Annotated in this window: 20 protein-coding genes; 1 reads left to right on the forward strand and 19 read right to left on the reverse strand. The window is 54.9% G+C overall.

Annotated features, from left to right (window positions below; genetic code table 11):
• Nucleotides 1–396: 396 nt before the first annotated feature.
• The 11 genes from NSU18_RS08605 to NSU18_RS08655 all read right to left on the reverse strand — a co-directional run bounded on the left by NSU18_RS08605 (nt 397) and on the right by NSU18_RS08655 (nt 12,972).
• A complete protein-coding gene (locus tag NSU18_RS08605) occupies nt 397–2,001 on the reverse strand; it encodes a response regulator transcription factor (protein ID WP_341151010.1) in 1,605 nt (534 codons plus the stop codon).
• Nucleotides 1,982–3,730, reverse strand: a complete 1,749-nt coding sequence (locus tag NSU18_RS08610; RefSeq protein ID WP_341148788.1) for a sensor histidine kinase — start codon at nt 3,728–3,730, stop codon at nt 1,982–1,984. The genes NSU18_RS08605 and NSU18_RS08610 overlap by 20 nt, the downstream gene beginning before the upstream one ends.
• Nucleotides 3,731–3,812: 82 nt before the next feature.
• Nucleotides 3,813–5,192: an ABC transporter substrate-binding protein gene (locus NSU18_RS08615; protein WP_341020444.1), complete on the reverse strand. Its 1,380-nt coding sequence runs from the start codon at nt 5,190–5,192 to the stop codon at nt 3,813–3,815.
• A 102-nt stretch (nt 5,193–5,294) separates the two neighbouring features.
• A complete protein-coding gene (locus tag NSU18_RS08620; protein ID WP_341020443.1) occupies nt 5,295–6,131 on the reverse strand; it encodes a carbohydrate ABC transporter permease in 837 nt (278 codons plus the stop codon).
• Nucleotides 6,132–6,156: 25 nt separating this feature from the next.
• Complete coding sequence (locus NSU18_RS08625; RefSeq protein WP_341148789.1) at nt 6,157–7,095, reverse strand: carbohydrate ABC transporter permease; 939 nt, start codon at nt 7,093–7,095, stop codon at nt 6,157–6,159.
• Nucleotides 7,096–8,243: 1,148 nt separating this feature from the next.
• A complete protein-coding gene (locus NSU18_RS08630; RefSeq protein WP_341148790.1) occupies nt 8,244–9,452 on the reverse strand; it encodes a M14 family metallopeptidase in 1,209 nt (402 codons plus the stop codon).
• A gap of 253 nt (nt 9,453–9,705) precedes the next feature.
• Nucleotides 9,706–10,512, reverse strand: coding sequence for a glutamate racemase (gene racE, locus NSU18_RS08635; RefSeq protein ID WP_341020441.1), 807 nt, complete (start codon nt 10,510–10,512; stop codon nt 9,706–9,708).
• A 223-nt stretch (nt 10,513–10,735) separates the two neighbouring features.
• Complete coding sequence (locus NSU18_RS08640) at nt 10,736–11,212, reverse strand: YtxH domain-containing protein (RefSeq protein ID WP_341020438.1); 477 nt, start codon at nt 11,210–11,212, stop codon at nt 10,736–10,738.
• Between the two features lie 102 nt (nt 11,213–11,314).
• Entirely contained in the window at nt 11,315–11,980 is a 666-nt protein-coding gene (locus tag NSU18_RS08645) for a helix-turn-helix transcriptional regulator (protein ID WP_341148791.1), read from the reverse strand.
• A gap of 44 nt (nt 11,981–12,024) precedes the next feature.
• Nucleotides 12,025–12,465 carry a DUF86 domain-containing protein gene (locus tag NSU18_RS08650; RefSeq protein ID WP_341020434.1) on the reverse strand — a complete coding sequence of 147 codons (441 nt, stop codon included), beginning with the start codon at nt 12,463–12,465 and terminating at the stop codon, nt 12,025–12,027.
• Nucleotides 12,466–12,684: 219 nt separating this feature from the next.
• The gene (locus tag NSU18_RS08655; RefSeq protein ID WP_341020433.1) at nt 12,685–12,972 is read right to left on the reverse strand and encodes a Dabb family protein; all 288 of its coding nucleotides are present in this window, start codon (nt 12,970–12,972) and stop codon (nt 12,685–12,687) included.
• A gap of 199 nt (nt 12,973–13,171) precedes the next feature.
• Between NSU18_RS08655 and NSU18_RS08660 the strand changes: the two genes are divergently transcribed.
• On the forward strand, nt 13,172–13,756 hold the full coding sequence (locus tag NSU18_RS08660; RefSeq protein WP_036702276.1) for a helix-turn-helix domain-containing protein: 585 nt from the start codon (nt 13,172–13,174) through the stop codon (nt 13,754–13,756).
• Nucleotides 13,757–13,871: 115 nt separating this feature from the next.
• On the opposite strand, the gene NSU18_RS08665 is transcribed toward NSU18_RS08660, so the two are convergent.
• The 8 genes from NSU18_RS08665 to rpmG form a co-directional block, all read right to left on the reverse strand.
• Nucleotides 13,872–14,495: a class I SAM-dependent methyltransferase gene (locus tag NSU18_RS08665; RefSeq protein WP_341148792.1), complete on the reverse strand. Its 624-nt coding sequence runs from the start codon at nt 14,493–14,495 to the stop codon at nt 13,872–13,874.
• Nucleotides 14,496–14,544: 49 nt separating this feature from the next.
• On the reverse strand, nt 14,545–14,964 hold the full coding sequence (locus NSU18_RS08670; protein ID WP_341020430.1) for a DUF6157 family protein: 420 nt from the start codon (nt 14,962–14,964) through the stop codon (nt 14,545–14,547).
• Between the two features lie 153 nt (nt 14,965–15,117).
• Nucleotides 15,118–15,387: a 30S ribosomal protein S14 gene (gene rpsN, locus NSU18_RS08675; protein ID WP_341020427.1), complete on the reverse strand. Its 270-nt coding sequence runs from the start codon at nt 15,385–15,387 to the stop codon at nt 15,118–15,120.
• A 21-nt stretch (nt 15,388–15,408) separates the two neighbouring features.
• The gene (locus NSU18_RS08680) at nt 15,409–16,602 is read right to left on the reverse strand and encodes a metal ABC transporter substrate-binding protein (protein ID WP_341148793.1); all 1,194 of its coding nucleotides are present in this window, start codon (nt 16,600–16,602) and stop codon (nt 15,409–15,411) included.
• Complete coding sequence (locus NSU18_RS08685; protein WP_341023220.1) at nt 16,599–17,459, reverse strand: metal ABC transporter permease; 861 nt, start codon at nt 17,457–17,459, stop codon at nt 16,599–16,601. Before NSU18_RS08685 ends, NSU18_RS08680 begins: the two co-directional genes overlap by 4 nt.
• Nucleotides 17,405–18,112, reverse strand: coding sequence for a metal ABC transporter ATP-binding protein (locus tag NSU18_RS08690; protein WP_341020423.1), 708 nt, complete (start codon nt 18,110–18,112; stop codon nt 17,405–17,407). The genes NSU18_RS08685 and NSU18_RS08690 overlap by 55 nt, the downstream gene beginning before the upstream one ends.
• Nucleotides 18,113–18,637: 525 nt before the next feature.
• Nucleotides 18,638–19,846 (reverse strand): GTP-binding protein, encoded by a 1,209-nt coding sequence (locus NSU18_RS08695; RefSeq protein ID WP_341148794.1) that lies wholly within the window; start codon nt 19,844–19,846, stop codon nt 18,638–18,640.
• A 48-nt stretch (nt 19,847–19,894) separates the two neighbouring features.
• The gene (rpmG, locus tag NSU18_RS08700) at nt 19,895–20,044 is read right to left on the reverse strand and encodes a 50S ribosomal protein L33 (protein ID WP_036725285.1); all 150 of its coding nucleotides are present in this window, start codon (nt 20,042–20,044) and stop codon (nt 19,895–19,897) included.
• Between the last annotated feature and the right edge of the window lie 149 nt (nt 20,045–20,193).

The raw sequence follows: 20,193 nt of genomic DNA on the forward strand, positions 1-20,193 counted from the left end.
AGCATCAGAATGTAAATGGTGGAGTAGGTGCCTGCGATGCCCGCCGGACTGAAGGCGTGGAGTGATTCTTCCTAAGATGTAGCCCATCCCAGATAGTTTGTTCTTACATTGGGCGATTGACTCGGCGTTACGGACTGGGGTGCGCTTATTTCGGATGAAAGTCATGACTTTGGGAAGTTACGGACACCATGGGCTTTATTATCGAATATTCCGCTCCCAGGCGTTCCTTTGAGAGACAATAAGCGCTCCCTGGTCCGTTAAGGCTAAAAAAGTGGCGTTTTCTTGAACATAACGACTCTCGGGTCCGTAAGGAGCCGACAAGGTTGCTGTTGGTTCTCTTCACCGAACCCCTAGGGCTATAACCTTACCCACAGCTTTACATTTGATGCTCTTCGATTAAGGCTCCCTGTCGTCCTCCCCAACCGGTCCTGCCTTATACTCGCTGGGATTCCGGCCGCTGTATTTCTTGAACACCTTGGAGAAGTACGCCCGGTCGGAGAAACCGAGGGTGTAGGCGACATTCTCGACGGTCTCCTGCGGGCGGGCCAGCATAGTGATGGCCATATTCATCTTGTACTGGTTCACGTAATCGGTGAAGTTCACGCCGGACAGCTTCTTGAAATAGCGGGAGAAGTAGCTGGCATTCAGATGCAAATGCTCTGCCATGTCGGTAGAGGTGACCATCCGGTCCACATGCTCCTCCAAGAATTGGTCCACGGCCTGAAGCCGGACATCCCTCTCCTCAGCGGCTGCGGGGGCCAGAGTATGCTGCCGCCACAGATGCCTCAGCTCCCGCTTGGTCAGGCTGGCCGCCTCACCGATATGAACCGTCTGCTCCAGCTGCGTGAAGAAGTCCTCCTCGGCCAGCCCTCCGGCTTCGAAGGCCAGCTGGCGCACCAGATCCCCGCAGGTCTCCTTCACCAGCCGCGGCAGCAGCCGCTCTGCCGAAGCCTGCTGGGTCCACTGATTCACGGCCAGATCAATCCAGGCGGCCTGTTGATCAAGAAGCGCCAAGGACAGCATGCCGCGTTCCTTTTCCCCGCGCCGTTCTAATGTGTGCCCGAAATCCTCATGCTCCTCAAGCAGAGATACAGGCGTCACTGGCTGATAGAAGTTATTTTCACGGCAATCCGTCAGTGTCTTGAATAACACATCGAAGCTGCGGACCGGTGCGCAGGACTCCGAATAGAACCCCCGCAGGGTAATCTTCAGATACTGCTCCACCTTATCCTGTACCGCCCGCATGAATTCAGCCAGCTTGTTCTCTGTAAGGCTGGGGTCCGCCACATTCCAGACCAGATAAATATCGGCGTCCCGGCTCATAATCGGTGTAATGGAAGCCTCAGCAGCAGCAGACAGCTCCAGTGCAATATTGTTCACGGCTGAATGGATCAGCGGAATATCCTTGTACCGGTAACGCTCGGTGACAGATGCGGCATCCATATGAAGGAATCCATGACGCAGAAAGGGGTGCTTCCAGGAGATACCCAACCGTTCGCCGAACTCCAGCGTGTTCTCCTGGCCCGCTGCACCCGACAGCAGCTGCTTCAGGAAGCTCTGCTTCAGCACTTCCTTATTGCGCTCAATCGCCTGGCGGAAAGAGTAGCGCTCCAGCAGTTCCTCCCGGCTCCTGAAGCGGCTCATCGCTTTGGCGAGACTGCTCTTAAGCTGCTCAGGCGACAGCTCATCCTTGATCAGATAATCATCCGCCTCAAGCTGAATCGCCCGTTTCGAGTAATGGAAATCCTCATAGCAGGTCAGGAAAATCAGGCGCACCTCCGGCTTCGTGATCCGGAAGGCATCCGCCAGCTCCAGCCCGTCCATCCCCGGCAGCCCGATATCCACAATCACAATATCCGGCAGTGCTGCATGGAACTGCTCCAGTGCGTCTTCACTGCTATATGCCGAAGCCACCAGCTTCAGATCCAGCCCCAAGGGCCCGAGCAGATATTCCACATATTCCAGCATCGGGACATCATCGTCAATCAGCATCAGGGTCATCAAGGGGAACCGCCTCCTTCTCCCGGGTCACGGGAATATATAGAGTGAACGTCATGCCTTCATCGTCTTCTCTTGCCTGCGCGCTCAGCCGGGCGCGATATCCGTACAACACCTGTAGACGGCGTGCTGTGTTGACCAGCCCGACTCCTTTTTCCGGCCAGAGCGCCGGGTCTTCACTTCCTTGCAGCCGCCGGTTCAGGCGCTGGAGCTTATCCTCCGGCATTCCGCGGCCGTTATCGCTAATGCTGATCCGCAGCAGATCTTGTTCGAACGCTGCTTCGAGCCGGATCGCCGGATGGTCCGGACGGGCGGAGAAGCCGTGGCTGATCGCATTCTCCACAATGGGCTGCAGCAGCAGCCGGGGCAGCATCACCGCTCCTTCCGCCTCGCCCACCTCGCATTCCCAGGCGATATCGAGACGGTTGCGGATCTGCATCACCTGCACATAGCTGCCCAGCACCCTGCATTCCTCCGCCAGCTCCAGCGGCTTATCCACATGGACATACACACGCAGCAGCTTCATCAGCGCATCGATCATGGCCCCATGCGCCGGGTCCCCGCTCAGCAGCAGATCCACCTTGATCGAATTGAGCGTATTCAGCAGAAAATGAGGCCGGATCTGCGCCGCCAGCGCCTGAAGCTCCAGCTGCCTCTTCTCCTCCTGTTCACTCTCGACCTGCTGCAGCAGCCCGTTCATATCCTCTAGCATCTGATTGAAGGCTGCCGACAGCACCGCCACCTCATCCTTGCCCTTGACGGGTATCCGCACCGCGCGGTTGCCGCCGACATACTGCTTGACGCTGGCCCGCAGCAGGCTGATCGGCTTGTTCATATAACCGGCCCACAGCATGGACAGCACCAGGAACGCCAGGAAGAACAGTCCAATCAGCGAGATCGATACCAGAAACTCCCGGTTGATATGGCTGTCAATGGAGCTGCGGGGCGTCTTGCTGGTCAGCAGCCAGCCGACCTTGGGAATACGGACCTCACTGACCAGCAGCGGACCTTCATCCGCAGGAGCCGTTTCTCCGGTGACAGCAATGCTTCTCCCCTTCTGGTCGACCAGTGTGAGCCTGCTTACCACATTGCCCGTGTCGAGCAGACTGCGGAAGTAGTGGCTCGGAATGCCTACATACAGCGTGGCTAGCTTGTCCTGATTCAGCGGGTCGGTAATGAAGCGTACGGCATAATAATAATCCGGTGCAGCGGGGGTGCCACCGTAGGGGAACCATTGCAGCGACACTTTTTCCCGCTCATCCAGCCTGCTGCTCTCCTTAAGAAGAGTCTCCGGCAGCACAGAGAATACCGGAATATTCTGATTGCCGATCAGTATCCGGTCTTCTCGGTTGACCAGCATGATCTGCAGATCGGCATCCAGGGACTGCACCGACAGAATATTGGCCGTGGTCTTGAGCTTGTTGTAATGGGTATACACTCCGTAATTTCCGAAGCTCCCGGTATTTTTGAGATATCGCAGACTCTCCAGCACGGCCGGATCATACGCCTCAGAGAAATACACCGAGACAAACGAGATGCTGTCCACCGTTTTTTCCATTTGACTGCCGATGACCTTCAGGGTCTCCTCATTGGAACGGGCGATCTTCTCACTCACATTCTCCCGCACAGAGGTATAGGACCAGAACGTAACGACAACAAAAGGCAGCAGGATCAGGATCAGGAACGTGTATTGCAGTCTGCGATGGAAGGAAAAACGGCTTAACCATTTCATAAGAATTCCACCCCGCACTGTAATGAAAGCTTCAACGTCCCTATTATAATCCAAAATCCCTGCTGCCTTTGCACTTCAACCGTTATTTCTGATTGGCAGAAACTACCTTCTCGACTTCCGCTGTCATCTCATTCTTGACCTCATCGAAGCTGCGGTTATCCAGAATGAAGCTGGCGAAGCCGTTCTCCACAATCGCTTTCAGTTCGCTGCCGTACGGCACGCTGAAGGAGTCAGGCATTTTAATATTCGGATCGAACAGCGTCTTGGAGAGGGAGACGGTATCGATCAGGTCTGTATTTTCCCCGAAAAAGCTGCCTACCAGCTCCGCTCCGTCCACGCCCTTGAACGAAGGAATCTCTTTGGTGAACTTGTAGGCTTCCTTCGACATCCAGCGGATGAAGTCATACGAGGCTTCCTTATTCGCTGATTTCGCGCCCATCGCCAGACCGCCTCCGGAAATATTCGTCATGCCCAGCTCCTTACTGTCCACCGAACGCGGCAGCGGGGCGTACATGCTCTGGAACTCATGCGGGAATTTCTCCAGATTCAGCGCCGCCCGGACGGCATAGCTCGGCACAGCCAGCATACTGGCATTTCCGGCAAAAAACTGCTGCAGCACATGGTAGTTCGAGGCCAAGACATCGGCATACGGCTCCGCGCTCTTATCTTCCTTCTCCATCGTGCGGCGGAGGTTGAAGAAGTACTCGAAGGACGGATCGTCGAAAATCGGCTTCAAATCCGCGCTAAGCTGCGGATGCGGCTTCTCGGTGTATGCGATAATGTTCGGATATTCGCCCCAGGTATGGAAGTAGGTTCCGTAATGCTCAGGCGTGGTTAGCTTCTTGGCATAGTCGCGGAAGTCATCCCAGGTCCAGCCCATCTCAGGCAGGGTCAGCCCTGCGGCCTCCAGATGATCCTTGTTGAAGACCGTCAGCCACTGCGTGGAGCTGGGCAGAATGCCGTAGACCTTGTCCTCCAGCTTCAGCAGCTTGGAATATTCATCCTCGGGAGTGATTTTCTCCTGTTCAAAAAAAGAATTAAGCGGTTCCACAACTCCCCGCGAAGCGCGCTCCAGCAGCTCATCCTCGTTCCCGGTCATAAACACATCGACCACTTCGCCACCGGCCACGAGAATATCCAGCTTCTTCATGAAATCCGTACTGTCGCTGTTCTGGACCAGGGATTCATACTCCACTTCCACTTTATCCTGAGCTTTGTTATATGCCTGAACGGCCTGGTAGATCGGCTCCTCCGGCTTATCGGCTTTGAAGGTGTAGAACTTAATTTTGGCTTTGCCTGCCGTCCCGTCTGTGCCGCTGCTTCCAGTACCCGGTTCGGCTGACGCAGACCCCGGCGCATCGGTGGCCGCTGAGCTGCCCGCCCCGTTCCCGCCATTTCCGCCGCACGCAGTGACCGAGAGCATAAGCACCACACTGGCGAGCATGATTGATAGTTTCTTCACAGCAATTCCCCCTAGATTTATGTTTTGCAAGCTCATTATACAATTGAAGGCCCGCGCACACCGTGTACAGCTATGCGGTGTACGCGTACACTTTTTTGACCTTTACCCTTTGACGCCTCCAATGGCAATCCCGTTGATGACTTGCTTCTGGAGGATCAGGAACAGGACCAGCAGCGGCAGAATCGCAGCCACGGAGGCCATCATCATGACGGAGATCTGCGTGCCGAATTCCTCCTTGAAGAACTGCATCCCCAGTGGAATGGTGTACAGCTTGGTCGAGTTCAGCATAATCAGCGGCCCCTGGTAATCATTCCAGGTCCAGATGAACTTGATGATCCCAACCGTCGCCAGAATCGGGCGGCTCAGCGGCAGCACGACACTCCAGAAGATGCGGAAGAACCCGGCACCGTCCAGCTCAGCCGCTTCCAGCATATCATTATGAATGCCGATCATGAACTGGCGCAGCAGGAAGGTGAAGTAGCTGGAGAACATGCCCATAAGGATCAGCGCAGCATGGGAGTCGTAGAGGCCGAGCTCCTTAATCATAATATAGCGCGGAACAAGCGTGGCCTGCTCGGGAATCATCATGAACGCCAGCATCAGGGTGAAGATCAGCGCCCGGCCCTTGAAATCCAGCTTGGCAAGTGCATACCCGGCCATGGCTGAGATGATGATGGTCGCCAGGGTGGAGATCAGGGCGATTTTGAGCGAGTTCATATAGAATAATCCAAACGCGACATCGCCCATCCACACGGCCTTGAAGTTGGCGACCAGATTCCAGTCGGTGGGAATCCACTGAATCGGGAAGGTCCAGACCTCCTTCTCCGTCTTCGAGGCGGCCGACAGCATCCACACCAGCGGCATCAGGAAGAATACCGAGCACAGGGCGAACAGGACCGTGAAGATCAGATTGCCGGGCTTAAGCTTTTTCATTGTCATTGCCTTTCGTTCCTTTCGCCTTGGGCTAGTAATGGACTTTACGGTTCTGAGTCATCCAGGTAATGGAGGTGACCAGCATAATGATCAGGAACAGCACCCAGGACATCGCGGAGGCGTAGCCCATTTTGAAGCGCTCGAAGCCTTCCTCATAAATTTGGTACACGATAACAGTACTGGAATAGTTGGGACCGCCGCTGGTCAGGAACTTGATCATGTCGAAGATTTTGAAGGAAGAGATCGTGCTCGTGATTGCCAGGAAAAAGGTAGTCGGCCCCAGCAGCGGCAGCGTAATCCGCCGGAATTGTCCGATCCCGCTGGCTCCGTCAATCGTCGCCGCTTCGTACAGTTCCTCGGGAATGTTCGTCATCCCCGCCAGGAAAATAATCATCTGGTAGCCCAGCAGCTGCCAGACATAAATAATCATAATCGCAATCAGCGAGAAGCTGGTATCAACCAGCCAGCGCGGCGGTTCGGATACCCCGAGCTGCATCAGGATCTGATTGACCGGCCCCTTGGACGGATGGTAGAGTGCCTGCCAGACTGCCGCGATCGCCACGGTGGAACAGATATACGGTACAAAGAAGGCGACCTTGAAAAACGTCTTGGCATAAAGCTTCTTATGGATCAGCGCCGAGAGCACTACACCCAGCAGCATCGTAACCGGCACCGTACCGACCGTGAACAGCACATTATTCTTCAGGGCCAGCAGGAAGCGGTTGTCCCTGAACAGCTCGATAAAGTTATCGAAGCCAACGAAGTTGATCGCCGACAAGCCGCCGACCAGGTTCCACTCCGTCAGGCTGAGAAACAGGCTGAACAGCAGCGGGAACACCGCGATGACCAGCATCCCGATCACCTCCGGCGCAATGAACAGCCATCCGGCGAGCTGCTCCCGTCTCTTGCGCGTCCAATACGTGCCGGCTGCGGGCTTGGCCGTTTTCCGGGTAACCGCAGATTCACTCATCGCGCACCCACCTCTGCTGCTGCGCCGCAGGAGGCCGGCTGTGGGCTTTTACAACTAACTAATGCATATGTTTCGTACTCCATCTCGCCCTCACTTTCCCGGCAGACACTTGGGCTATGCTATAAGCCTAGGCCGCCTGCCGCTCATCTATACGCTAATTTTAGCAAGAGACCCGGAGGAGTACGGTATAGCTTTCATACGGGTTGATGTGTATTATTTTGACTTTCAGGGGGGGAAGCGAGTGCGAGGAGCTGGTTGAACAGGTTGGGCATATGGCGCTGGGAAGCTGGGAGAGAGGGCCTGACGGGTGGGTGACTGCCGGGGCGGGTTGACGTTGGATGGGTGATGGATGGATGGCGGGTGATTGAATGATGGGGATTGACTAAGGGGTGCTGACGGGTGGTTGGTAGGTGACTAGCTGACGCGTGTGAAATGATGAGGATTGACTATGAGTGCTGGCAGGGCTGGTGAGTGGATCGTTACAGGTTGATCGCAGGGAGTCGGGCTGGTAATGGGAGGTATGGAAACAAACTTAGGGGTTGAGCAACCTGATCAGCCGACTCAGAGGGATTTATACACTACATTTGCTCGCCTGGCCCACTTTTAGGGAAATCAGAGGGATTTATACACTACGTTTGCTCACCTGGCCCACTTTTGGGGAAATCAGAGGGATTTATACACTACATTTGCTCACCTGGCCCACTTTTGGGGAAATCAGAGGGATTTATACACTACATTCGCTCGCCTGGCCCACTTTTGGGGAAATCAGAGGGATTTATACACTACATTTGCTCACCTGGCCCACTTTTAGGGAAATCAGAGGGATTTATACACTACATTCGCTCGCCTGGCCCACTTTTAGGGAAATCAGAGGGATTTATACACTACATTTGCTCGCCTGGCCCACTTTTGGGGAAATCAGAGGGATTTATACACTACATTTGCTCACCTGGCCCACTTTTAGGGAGAATACAGTGTTCTCCTGCGCCTCATTTGCTCATCTAGCCGACTTTTGCCGAGATCAGGGGCACTTCTGCGCTTCATTCCCACACCAAAAAAAGGATACAGCCGCAAAGCATCAATTGGTCAGGATTGCGGCCGTGCCCTTTGCTGTTATCTTACGCAAATTTGCAGAGATTGTTTCATTTTTATTTCAAATTTGACAGAATCGCACTGAGAATTAGGCCTGTGTCCAGCGCCATATCCTCAAAATCAGCCACGGGCAGCGGATTCTTGCCCACTCCCAGCTCGACGGTGAAGCCCGGCTTGCGGAAGCGCTCGATGAACCAGTCCTTGTAGCCGGCATCGCTGCCGGTCAGCTCCACCGCCCGGTAGCCGCTGGCTGCTGCCAGCTGGGCCGCCCAATCCCTGCTCTCCGGCGGCTCATAGCCCCGGTAGTTCCAGTAGATCTCAGCTCCCTGGCTGTGCAGCGAGACGGCCGCATCGCCCGGAACCCGCTCAGCCAGTGCCGCCAGCGCCGCCGCTTCCGGCTCACTGAGCGGTGCCGGTCCGCTGTAATCGCGCGGAGCCGGTCCGGGCACCTGCCGCCGGTCACGTTCCTCTTCCCAGTGTGCGGGGAACTGGTCCCCCAGATCGACGCCGCGGATGTTCGCCTTCCAGTGCCGGAAGCTGCGCCTGCCGCAGTTCCACGCCATCAACTCCCGGTAATAAGGATTATCCGCGAGAACCCCTTCCTGCACCAGCTCAACACCGTCGGGATTCGCCATGGGCACAGCCCAGAGCGTCCAGTCCCGGTGCCAGTCCGCAGGCTGACGTCCGTGCCAGTCCACACCAGACGTATAGGCAGCGGCATATTCTTCCAGGAAGCGCATCAGACAAGGGGCCGTCAGCCACTCGTTGGCATGCAGCGCGGCATTCACATGCAGGTGGCGCGGGCCGCTGCCGATCCGCAGCAGGCGGAGCGGCTTGCTGAGTACACTGTGGCCTATAACTTCGCTGCTGACACAAGAATAGCGGGCCGCAAGCCTTGCAGCATCCGCCTCTATCTCAGCCGGTCCGTATTCCCCGCGCAGATAGACCTCTGTCCCCCGGGTGAGCGCCGGAATCACCAGCACCTTGCCCGGCAGGCAGATGCGTCCCGAGCTTACCCCGGGATTCAGCATCTCCAGTTCATCTACGCCCACCCCGAACAAGGCCGCAATGCTAAGCGCATCGTCCCCCGCCTGCACCATATACCGCTTGCGCGGGGCAGATGGCAGAAACAGTACCTGTCCCGGATATAAATAGGGCTGGCTGCCAGCCCATGGATTCCCCTGTATGACATGCTCTGGTGTTAATCCGTGCCTTGCGGCGATACGGCTTACGGTATCTCCCCTGCGGGCAATGTATTGCTGCATAGGTCTCATCCTCCCGGCCCTCTTGTGCCTGCGTCCCTATCATCCTGCTTAATGACCTGCGGGACCCGGCCCTCATGCCTAGTATATGAGCAGCAGCAGCGGGTCATGTGGAAATGTAACAACTCGGAGGTGTGCAGAACGTTCCGCAGACAATCAAGAGGAAAAAGACCGGGAAGTCCTCCCGGTCTCATCTCCCTGACATTCCCTGCAAGGGGTTTGTCCCTATTCAGTTCACTGCTGTAATGCTCTCTTCCTACAGAGTGGATACTTGCCAGACGACAGGCGTCCGGCTGATCTGCTCGCCCAGCCAGTCCCGGGCGATCCGCTGGAAGATCTCCGCATCTCCACTGCAAAAGAACTGGTGAATCGGACTCTCATCCCCGCGTGCCAGCTGGCCCTTATCATAGAGGATGGTGCTGATCTCCCGCGCGGTCTCATCCGCCGAGCTAATCAGCTTGACGCCGGGTCCCATTACCTTGCCGATCGGCTCGACCAGGAACGGATAATGCGTGCAGCCGAGAATCAGCGTGTCAATCGGCTCGTACTTCATGCCGTTCAGTGATTCAGCCACCGCCAGATGGCTCTCCTCCGAGCGAAATAGCCCCTGCTCCACGTAGGGCACAAGCGCCGGACAAGCTTGGCTGACCACCTGAACGAAGGGGGACAGCTGCTTCAGCGCCGCCGTATAGGCACCGCTTGTAATCGTACCGATGGTCCCGATCACGCCGACCTGTCCGCTCTTGGAGGCGCTGATGGCAGCGCGGGCACCGGGGTGAATGACTCCGATCACAGGAATGGCTACCTTGGCGGAGATATAATCAAGAGCTGCTGCTGTTGCTGTGTTGCAAGCAATGACGATCATTTTAGGATTAAATTGAATTAAGTAGTCCACGATTTGTTCAGTGAACAATTTCACTTCCTCAGTGGAACGGGGTCCGTACGGGGCTCTTGCCGTATCGCCGAAATAGATGATTTTCTCCCGGGGGAGCTGTCGCATCACTTCCTTGACAACGGTCAATCCTCCTACACCTGAGTCTAATATTGCTATTGCCTGCTGCACGAACACACCGCATCCTTTAACTCGTTTTGTGTAGCTTATGTAAGGCTGGAATAATGTGTACCAGGATTTCAGCCCCAATTGCAGATAATACTCCATTTACGGGTTCAGTTCAAGTAGGGAGCCAGGGAAGCCACAATACGCACCCTCCTGAAGCATGCCGTCACACGCAAAAGCCGCCCCCCGCCTGCCAGCGGAGAACGGCTTCATATCGATCAAGCGAAGCTTACGACAGCTTCCCTGCGGTCTTGCCATCCTCGATAGCTTCAGCTACTGCCGCATCCGTACCGGTCACAGCTTCGATCTCAGCGTCAGCCACGGCGGCTTGCTCCGCAGCTTCATAAGCAGCGATCTCGTCTTTTACAGCTTCCACTGCATCTGTGACCTCTACAGCCTGCTCAGCAATACCGCTTACTGTGGCTACATCGGCTTCTTCCACGGCACATTTAGCGGACTTGCTCCATTCCTTCACCTCATGCGCCACCGAGACTACCGCTTCTTTGGCCTTACCGTAGATCTCTGTAGTCTTCTCACTGGCCTGGCCGGCAATCACCTGAACCTTATCCACCGCTTCCGTTGTGCCTTCGGCAATATCCTTGCGCAGCTCCTTACCCGGCTTAGGGGCGAACAGCAGCGCTGTCACCGATCCTACAATACTGCCGGCAATGACGCCCCAGAGCAAGCTTTTGTTATCTTTTTTCATCATCAATCTCTCCTTTGGATTCTATTGTGCCTCTGCCCGGCCACCCGGGCGATCGCCTATTTCTGCTATATCATAAGCATAGAGAGGATGTCCTGTGACTGCTCAGCCCTTGATTTCGGAAGTTTTCTGCTTGGGATTCGGCGTGATCGCATACCGGCAGCATTGGCCGCCCTCCGCCATACACTCACTGCGTGTCACCTTCGCCTCCAGCAGCTCCTCGAACAAATGCTGCTCGCACTGGCAGGCCTTGCGGTACTGGGTAGCCACCTGACGGATGGGACAATTATACTCCCGCAGTGTGTAGGAGCCGTCCTCTTCCTTGCTCCACTCCGCCATGTAGCCCCCGGCATTCTGAATCGTTGACAGCTCCGCAACCCGCTCCTCCAGCTCACGGCTCTTCATCATAGGGCTATACTGGGCAAGCATCCGCCGCTTACGGCCCTCGAACAGCATATTGACCGCATCCGTCCCGCTCCCGTGGTCCAGCTCCCGCAGCAGCTCCAGCGCCAGATTGTGATAGCTTTTGGGAAAATGATCCTCCGCCCGCTCGGTAAGCGAATATACATGCATCGGACGTCCCATAGCCTGGCGCACGACCTTGGTTCTCACCAGTGACTCCTGCTCCAGCTGAAGCACATGGCGGCGGACACCCATCTCGGTAATTCCCAATTCCTCAGCAAGAGCGCTGATTGTCAGCGGACCTCTCATCTTCAGCAGTGTCATAATCATCCGCCGGGTTGAACCGCTCTCCTGACTCTTCTTCGCCATAAAGGACCTCCTTTCTGTCTGTATGCACACAGCCCCGGCTTCAGTTAGCCCGTGACCCCGCTGCCCAGCTCCTGATCCAGATACCTGCGCACCTCGCTGGCGAATTTCTCCAGAATATCCGGCAGCGTCAGGGTCATGGGGTGCAATTCTTTGCGTTCCCACACAAAATAATCCTGAACCAGCGGCTTGCGCAAGGCCACAAGCGAAGTCAGATCCTCGTAGATCCCGCTGTCTCCCAGCACCTTTTCCTCATGAATAATAGATATAATATCCTCGTAGCTTCCGGCATCACGCATAATGAACCCGTCAATCAGACAGCTGCCCACATCCGTCACGACTTCAACGGCCAGATGTAAGCACCGTTCCTGCACCAGACCCAGCAGCGTACTGCCGTCCCAGGAAGAAGCTGCATACGCTAGACCTTCGTTAAGATCCGGGATCTGTTCAAGAATAACTTCTATTTGCTTCCGGTTGACATAATACACAGCTGACCCTCCACCCTGCGGTATTTAGTAAACTTCCCTAACATGAACTGCCGTTATTTCCCACGCCTGCCCCGGCGCTTCAGCCAGAACACCATCACGACACACGCCGCCATAAAAACAATCAGATACGTCAATGCTTCCATCGGATACTCAAGCTCGCGCATTCCGCTCACCGCTTTCCGTGCTTAATGGGTTCCAGCCTTGCAAGTACGTGCCGTCTCAGATCTCGTAATCGACCGCTACCGACAGTTCCTTAACTTCATTGATATGGGCAATGACTTCCTTGTGGGCCGGATGCACCTGATACGCCTGTAGATCCTCCATCGAGGCCACAACCGTGACCAGGGCGATATCGAACGAACGCTCCGAGTGAATCAGATCGGCCCCGACTTCAATGGACAGCAGCTGCGGAATTCTTCCTTCCATATTACGGAGGACTGCAACCGTCTCTGCGACCTTGTCTCGGGACCGGTCCTTTAATTTGAAGAAAACAATATGCTTGATCATCTATCCCGCTCCCAGCCTGATTAATGTGAAATGGATTACTCAAAATATATCATAAACCGCAGCATTACTGAAACAATCTTGGTTCATGACCAAAACAGGTGCTTTGCACTCTGGACGAATGCCGTAATGAAATGGTAAAGTCATAACAGTTAAACTAGATGATCCGTCACTTCATTAAATCAGTACACCCGGAGGTATTATGGCTAAAAATCAGCAAGAAACACATAAAATTCAGGCCTGGTCTCTGATCAACCGCAAATATCTTGGACAAGGCGTACGGGTCAAACGATTTCGCCGCCCCAAACGCAGCCAGATCCGCAACCGCGTTCTGCTGGCCATCCTGATGGCCAAGGACATGAAGCTCTCCCGACTTGCAGAAGAGCTCTCCGTCTCCTCACGCAGCGTAAGCGCATGGGTATATGAAGGACGCATTCCCTCCAGAACCAATCTGGACAAGGTCTGCCGCCACTTAGGCTATCCGCCCCATATCCTGTTCAACGAAGCTCTTCTGCGGCAAAGTCCGATTGTGTGCCAGCCGACCCCATCCCGTTTCATGAAAAGAACGCTTGCCCATTCACCGCAGCACAACGCGATTCTGACCGGACTCTGCATGGTGTATGATTTCTCTGTCACCGATGTCAGCATCTGGATCGGCGTCCATCCCGGCACCTTCCGCAAGTGGCTGCACCATTGTCATCTGCCTACATTGGCGCTTCAGGAGAAAGCTGAGAACTTCTTCCGCATTCCGCGGCATATCCTGTTCGCCGACTGCGAGCTCCATTAACTTCATTAAATAGAAAGCCGCAGGATGATGAGGGAGTAAGTACAGCATAGGTTCACAGTAAGGTCCTTCTCGCCGCAGGGAGGGGCCATGTTGGCGTTTCTGTCTCAGAACGCAGCTACCTTTTAAGCGCAAGGATCGTTCTTAGTATGTATTCATGAGTCCCGCCCTGCGGGCTCTGTAGCGACTCGGTAAAGGAACCTGTCTCCAGAATCTCCGTCCCGGCAAAATGCTCCCGCAAATCGGCATCGCTGAAGAAGTGGGCGTATTTATCCTCTTTGTATTCAAATGTGCCCGGCTCCAGCTCTCTCCCGCAGCCGTTATGGGGATCTTCATCAGAAAAGCTGGTGAAGTAGAGCAGCCCTCCAGTTCTAACCTGACTGAGACTGGCCTCAATCAGGCGACGGCGGTCCCCGGCGAGGAATAAATGCAGAACATCGTAGCAGTATACGGCATCTACAGACTGCCCAAGCTGCGGCTCCAGCGCCGAGCCTGCAATAAAACTCGTTCCCGGGTCCCATACTGTACCCAGCTCCAGTGCCGCCTCACTTAGTTCTATTCCATATACTGTAAATTCAGCGGAGAACACCTTGGTATTCCGCCCATACCCGGCACCCGGAACGAGCACAGTGGATACGCCTGCCTCCCTGAATTTCCGCTTTGCCCATTCTGCCGACGGGCTGGGCTCACTCCCCCAGATCATCCCCTCCTGCGCAAATCTTTTACTCCAATACTCTGTCATGTAGCTCCTTCTTTCTGTGTTCAGAATATGATCCTGCGTGGTCTTAAGATTAACGCCGCTTATTCCGCATGGCATTCAACAGCTTCACTCCGGCTTCATCCTTGGTAGTGTAATAATCATACTCTGGAGACTCTTTGGCATAGAGTGCGATCTTCCCCTCAGCATCGTAATGGACACCCCAGCCGTATTTCTTGGGCAGCATGGAGGCCCGCAGGCACGGATGATTTTTTGAGAACAGCGCTGTCCAGATTTCCTCCCGGCGTGATTCACGCTCTTCTTCAGGAATAGCCTTGTGCCGCACATACACCTGGTACAGCAGTTCTTCATGATTATAACGGTAAGGCGAGCCGGCCAGCAGATGATACTGAATAACATGAGCAGGCGGGAGCGGACGATCAGATACAGGGATGGTGCCGGTCTCCACCGGGCAATCTTCTGCAATCCGGATAAATGTATCAGTATAGCTCATAGGTAAGCCTCCTTCAGCAGGACAATACTATCCTCCTATCATAGTCCACTCTGCCCGATCCGGCAAAGTCTATAGACACAGCAAAACGGCTGGCTCCTGTAGCACAGAGAGATCAGCCGTCTTGCCGTTATCGTATTTGGTTAAGTTAAAAGTTTACCAGCTGGACTTGGTGACACCTGGAATTTGTCCCTTATGTGCCAGCTCCCGGAAGACGATCCGGGATACTTTGAATCTGGCGAGGTATCCCCGCGGTCTGCCGGACACGCTGCATCTGTTCTTTTGGCGGGTGGCTGAGGAATCCCGGGGCAGCTTCTGCAGTGCCATTACATCGCCCGCCGCCTTCAGCTCTCTGCGCTTGTCGGCGTACTTCGCCACCAGCTCCTGCCGCTTCTGTTCCTTCACAACCTTGGATTTCTTGGCCACTATAGATCAGCTCCTTCGTTTTTATTCGTTCAGCGCCTGGGTCAGCGCGTTAAGATTCTGCCGCATCAGACTCAGGTAATCGAGATTGTGGGCAGCGTCTTCCTCTGTTAATCCTTCAATTGGATTCAGCACGGCGGTCTTGGCTCCTATTTCCTGGGCAATAGTATCGGCGACACTCGAGGAGACCAAGGTTTCAAAAAAGATCGTGGTCACCTTATTCGCCTTGGCGAACTCCACGATTGACGCCATCTGTGCAGCAGAGGGCTCCTGCTCCGGCGACAGCCCGGCAATCGGCACCTGCGTCAAGCCATATTGCTGTGCCAGATAACCAAACGCGGCATGCTGAGTAATAAAGTCCTTGCGCTTCGTGTTCTGGAGCCCGGCTCTGAAATCCTGATCCAGCTGCTCCAGCTTGGCGATATAAGCTTCGCTGTTAGCGTGGAAGGCAGCGGCATTCCCGGGAAAAGCTGCGGAGAGTGCTGCTTCAATGGTCTGAACCTCCCGGATTGCCATCACAGGATCCAGCCATACATGAGGATCAAGGCCGCCATGGTCGTGAGCGTGGTCATGGTCGTTGTCTGCTTCACTGTTAGCGGAATCAGTATGGGAATGATCATGATCGCTTCCTTCAGCTGCGGATTCATCATGATGATGTTCATGATCGTGATCGTCGTCTGCTCCACTTGCCGCTTCCTCTTCACGGCTGTGCTCATGCTCGTGTTCATGTTCATGCTCTGCTCCTTCAATAATCTGGAGTCCTTTACTTGCCTCTATTGTAATGAGATCACTTCCGGCCGCACTGTCCACAATCTGCTGCGCCCAGCCTTCCATGCCTGCCCCATTGTAGACAAGCACATCTGCATCCGATATATCAGCCATATCCTTCGCGGTTGGTTCCCAGTCATGCGGCTCGACCCCGGGCGGGACCAGTACCTCCACATCGGCGAGGTCACCGGTAATGCTTTTTGTGAATTCATACATCGGGTAAAAGCTGACCTTAATGTTCAATTTATCCGCTGCCGGTATAGTAGTCGCTCCGGCCGCAGCCGATGGTGTAGACGCCGGACTGCTGGTAGAAGCGGCTTTGGTCCCAGTATTGTTGCCGCAGCCGGAGATCACCAGCATGGCGGTCAAGGATAAAGCGGCAAGCTGACGGATGCTGAATGTGGACTGTGCGGCCGAATTGGACTTTGCTATGGATTTGAATTTTATCATATGTTGTGAGACCCCTTTTCTTCGTTAGCTTGAGATGAATAACGGCTGCGGCTGCGCAGCCTGATCAGCTTCTGCACCGCAATGGCCAGCAGCAGAAATACCAGCAGAATAAGTGCAATCGTGCCTCCTGGAGGCGTGTTGATATAGTAGGAAGCTGTAAGCCCGCTGAACACACCGGTCAGCCCCACACTGACGGAGATTATTATAGCTGCCGTGAAGCCTGAGGCCATCCGCAGCGCAATGGAGGCGGGCAGCACAATCAGAGCCGATACAAGCAGCACACCCACCACCGGCATGGCTGCGGCAACGGTCATGCCGGTTAGAACAGCGAACGAGAAGGACAACCACCCGGTATGGACACCGCTGATAGCGGCGGTCTCTTCGTCGAAGGTCAGGCTGTACAGCGGGCGGCGCAGAATAATGAAGTAGAGAATACCGGCTGTGGCCACCACAGCAATCAGCTTAAGCTGGGTATCGCTTACCGCAACGATGGAGCCAAACAGATAAGAGCTGAAGCTCTTGGTCAAGTTCTGCTTCATGCTCATCAGCACAACGGCCAGTGCCAGGCCGGAGGTCATAATAATGGCAACCGGAAGCTCACTGTAGGTACGGTAAGATCGGCGCAGCTGCTCAATAACCAGCCCTCCTGCTACTGCTACAGTGAAACCGCTAAGAGCAGGATTCCAGCCCAATACGGAACCCAGTGCAACACCGGCAAGAGAGACATGAGACAGCGTATCCGCCATCAGCACCTGCCTGCGCAGCATCAGATACACTCCCAGCAAGGGTCCGATCAGCCCGATCAGGCCTCCTGCCCAAAATGCGCGTTGCATGAATTCGTAACCAAGCATGTCCAGCCCTCCTGCTCCTTGCGTTCCAGCGTAATCACGGTATCCAGATACGAACTTGTCTCCTCCAGGCCGTGCGTAACCATAATGACGGTCCGGCCATGGCGGCTGACATAATGCCGCATCAGCTCATAGAACCCGGTGCGGCTGGCAGCGTCCATCCCCGTTACCGGCTCATCCAGCACCAGCACCTGCGGCTGCTGGGCCAGCGCGCGGGCGATGCAGATCCGCTGCTTCTGTCCACCGGACAGCTCGCCGATTCTCCGGTTACGGTACTCCCACATCTCCACCTGCCGCAGGCTGCTCTCAACGAGCGCCTCCTGTTCCTTAGTGAAGCGGCGGAACAATCCCAGCCTGGAATAACAGCCGGAACGGACCAGCTCAATGACCTTGCTCGGAAATCCGGCATTGAAGGAGGCTACCTGCTGCGGCACATAACCGACCTCCAGCCTGCCTCCTCCGGTAATTTCCCGGTTCAGCGTGACCGTTCCGCTCCAGGGCTTCAGCAAGCCCAGCATCAGCTTCAGCAGTGTAGTCTTCGCAGCCCCGTTCGGTCCGGTAATCCCAATGAACTGCCCGGCCTCCAAATCCAGCGACAAGCGGTCAATGACCGGCTCATCCCCGTAACCGAACACCACATCCCGCATCGATGACAGAATCATATGGCATCGTTCCTCCCTTCCTGACACTGTAGCGGAACGTTTCGAGCTAAAGTGTCCGTTAGCTGTTAATGAACTTGTTAGTGAAAACTATTAAGCAGCTATTAGCTCACTATTTATTCGTAATTATTACGTTTTAACTTTAATGATTTTATCGTAATAATTACGATTTGTAAACCCGTAAACATAAATCAATCGTAATCACAACGATTTGGACTTGCTTTATTCTCTGATGGTAGGACACCAAATTACGTAATCACTCAGCACTTGCATCGCCGTACCTCACATTACATGTTGTGATCGCTTTTCCGACTACATTTGGACCACGTGCCCGCGCAACGCCGAATGTGTTCGGTTTTCCGATTACATTCGGCCCACGCACTCCCGCCCCGCACATTGTAATCGGTTTTCCGATTACATCCGGCCCACTCGCTCCATTAAGCGTGGGAAAGCCGGAATCAGCTCAATGATTCCGGCTCCCTTACACCGCCTCAGCTAATGTACCACTTCCCCTGCCACAACATCCTTCTACTCCTGTCCCGCCTCAAGCAACTCCTCGACGAACCAAGGAAGCGGGTTGTTGAACTTCGTCCAGTCCTGCTTCATCTCCTCTGCGGTCAGCAGGCAGCGGTCCAGCCGGGCTTCGATATCGTCACGGTTCATCTGGACTCCGATGAAGACGATCTCATTCAGCCGGTCTCCCCACTGCCCGTCCCACTTCGCCAGTACATCCGGTTCTGCAGCCAACACCTCCTGCTGCTGCTCCTCCGGCAGGGTAGCCAGCCAATAACCGGCGGGTCCGAACTGAATGGACGGCCCTGCCTGGCTGATGGTCGCTGCCAGATCACCGCTGGCCGCCAGCCAGACCAGTCCTTTTGCCCGGACGATCTCAGAGGGCCAGTTGCTGAAGAAGAAGCTCAGCCGCTGCGGGTGGAACGGTGTTCTCCGGCGGTAGACGAAGGAGGTAATGCCGTATTCCTCAGTCTCCGGGGTGTGTTCTTCCTTAGCAAGCTCAGCAATCCAGCCGGACGACTGGCTGGTCTGTCCGAAATCGAACAATCCCGTATTCAGAATCTCCGATAGCTCCACCTGAGCATTCACCGTACGGATGATCTTCGCCCGCGGCTGAAGTCTGCGCAGAACCGCCTCCAGCTTGTTCAGCTCTGCCTCCTCCACCAGATCGCACTTGTTGAGCAGCAGCACATCACAGGTCTCGATCTGATCGATTAGCAGATCGACGATATCCCGGAAGTCGCCTTCACCCGCCGTCATATTGCGGTCCAGCAGACTGTCGCCCGAGGCGAAATCATGCCAGAAGCGGTTGGCATCGACCACCGTCACCATCGTGTCCAGCCGGGCCAGCTCCGTCAGGTCAATATCCAGCTCCGGGTTCGGGTAAGTGAAGGTCTGGGCCACCGGGACCGGCTCGCTGATCCCGGAGGATTCAATCAGAATGTAATCGAAGCGCCCCTCCGAAGCGAGATGATTCACTTCGCGCAGCAGATCATCACGGAGGGTGCAGCAGATGCAGCCATTGGACATCTCCACCAGCTTCTCCTCTGTGCGCGAAAGGCTGCTTCCTGATTTCACCAGATTCGCATCCACATTCACTTCACTCATATCATTGACGATAACGGCTACCTTCAGGCCCTCACGATTGTGCAAAATATGATTGAGAAGTGTAGTCTTACCAGAGCCAAGATATCCGCTTAGCACGGTTACAGGAATTTTGTCCATTGTAGTCTCCTTGTACATTATATTTTCAGAATAACGCTGCTAAGCAGCTTAGCGGGTCTCCCGGTGCAGCGTGACACGCTTCAGGCGCGGGCAATATTTTCGCATCTCCAGGCGTTCCGGTGTCGTTCTCTTATTCTTCGTGGTGGTATAGTTGCGGTCGCCCGTCTCCGTACAGGCCAAGGTAACGATTACTCTCATCTCCATCAAACTCCTTTCGTTTAATCGTAATTATTACGATTTACACATTCTACACGCTCTATCCCTGCGCTGTCAACAGCTGTCCCCGAACATTTCGGCTCTCTTAGATTAGTGTTCTTTCCTGAATAAGCTTGACGTATAGATGGAAT

Source organism: Paenibacillus sp. FSL H8-0048 (genome assembly GCF_038002825.1).
GTDB lineage: Bacteria > Bacillota > Bacilli > Paenibacillales > Paenibacillaceae > Paenibacillus_AQ.

Excerpts from the sequence above, each read along its gene's own strand:
- NSU18_RS08605 (WP_341151010.1), bottom strand. The coding sequence starts at position 2,001 with ATGACCCTGATGCTGATTGACGATGATGTCCCGATGCTGGAATATGTG.
- NSU18_RS08610 (WP_341148788.1), bottom strand. The coding sequence starts at position 3,730 with ATGAAATGGTTAAGCCGTTTTTCCTTCCATCGCAGACTGCAATACACG.
- NSU18_RS08620 (WP_341020443.1), bottom strand. The coding sequence starts at position 6,131 with ATGACAATGAAAAAGCTTAAGCCCGGCAATCTGATCTTCACGGTCCTG.
- NSU18_RS08625 (WP_341148789.1), bottom strand. The coding sequence starts at position 7,095 with ATGAGTGAATCTGCGGTTACCCGGAAAACGGCCAAGCCCGCAGCCGGC.
- NSU18_RS08630 (WP_341148790.1), bottom strand. The coding sequence starts at position 9,452 with ATGCAGCAATACATTGCCCGCAGGGGAGATACCGTAAGCCGTATCGCC.
- NSU18_RS08640 (WP_341020438.1), bottom strand. The coding sequence starts at position 11,212 with ATGAAAAAAGATAACAAAAGCTTGCTCTGGGGCGTCATTGCCGGCAGT.
- NSU18_RS08645 (WP_341148791.1), bottom strand. The coding sequence starts at position 11,980 with ATGGCGAAGAAGAGTCAGGAGAGCGGTTCAACCCGGCGGATGATTATG.
- NSU18_RS08655 (WP_341020433.1), bottom strand. The coding sequence starts at position 12,972 with ATGATCAAGCATATTGTTTTCTTCAAATTAAAGGACCGGTCCCGAGAC.
- NSU18_RS08660 (WP_036702276.1), top strand. The coding sequence starts at position 13,172 with ATGGCTAAAAATCAGCAAGAAACACATAAAATTCAGGCCTGGTCTCTG.
- NSU18_RS08665 (WP_341148792.1), bottom strand. The coding sequence starts at position 14,495 with ATGACAGAGTATTGGAGTAAAAGATTTGCGCAGGAGGGGATGATCTGG.
- NSU18_RS08670 (WP_341020430.1), bottom strand. The coding sequence starts at position 14,964 with ATGAGCTATACTGATACATTTATCCGGATTGCAGAAGATTGCCCGGTG.
- NSU18_RS08680 (WP_341148793.1), bottom strand. The coding sequence starts at position 16,602 with ATGATAAAATTCAAATCCATAGCAAAGTCCAATTCGGCCGCACAGTCC.
- NSU18_RS08690 (WP_341020423.1), bottom strand. The coding sequence starts at position 18,112 with ATGATTCTGTCATCGATGCGGGATGTGGTGTTCGGTTACGGGGATGAG.
- NSU18_RS08695 (WP_341148794.1), bottom strand. The coding sequence starts at position 19,846 with ATGGACAAAATTCCTGTAACCGTGCTAAGCGGATATCTTGGCTCTGGT.
- rpmG (WP_036725285.1), bottom strand. The coding sequence starts at position 20,044 with ATGAGAGTAATCGTTACCTTGGCCTGTACGGAGACGGGCGACCGCAAC.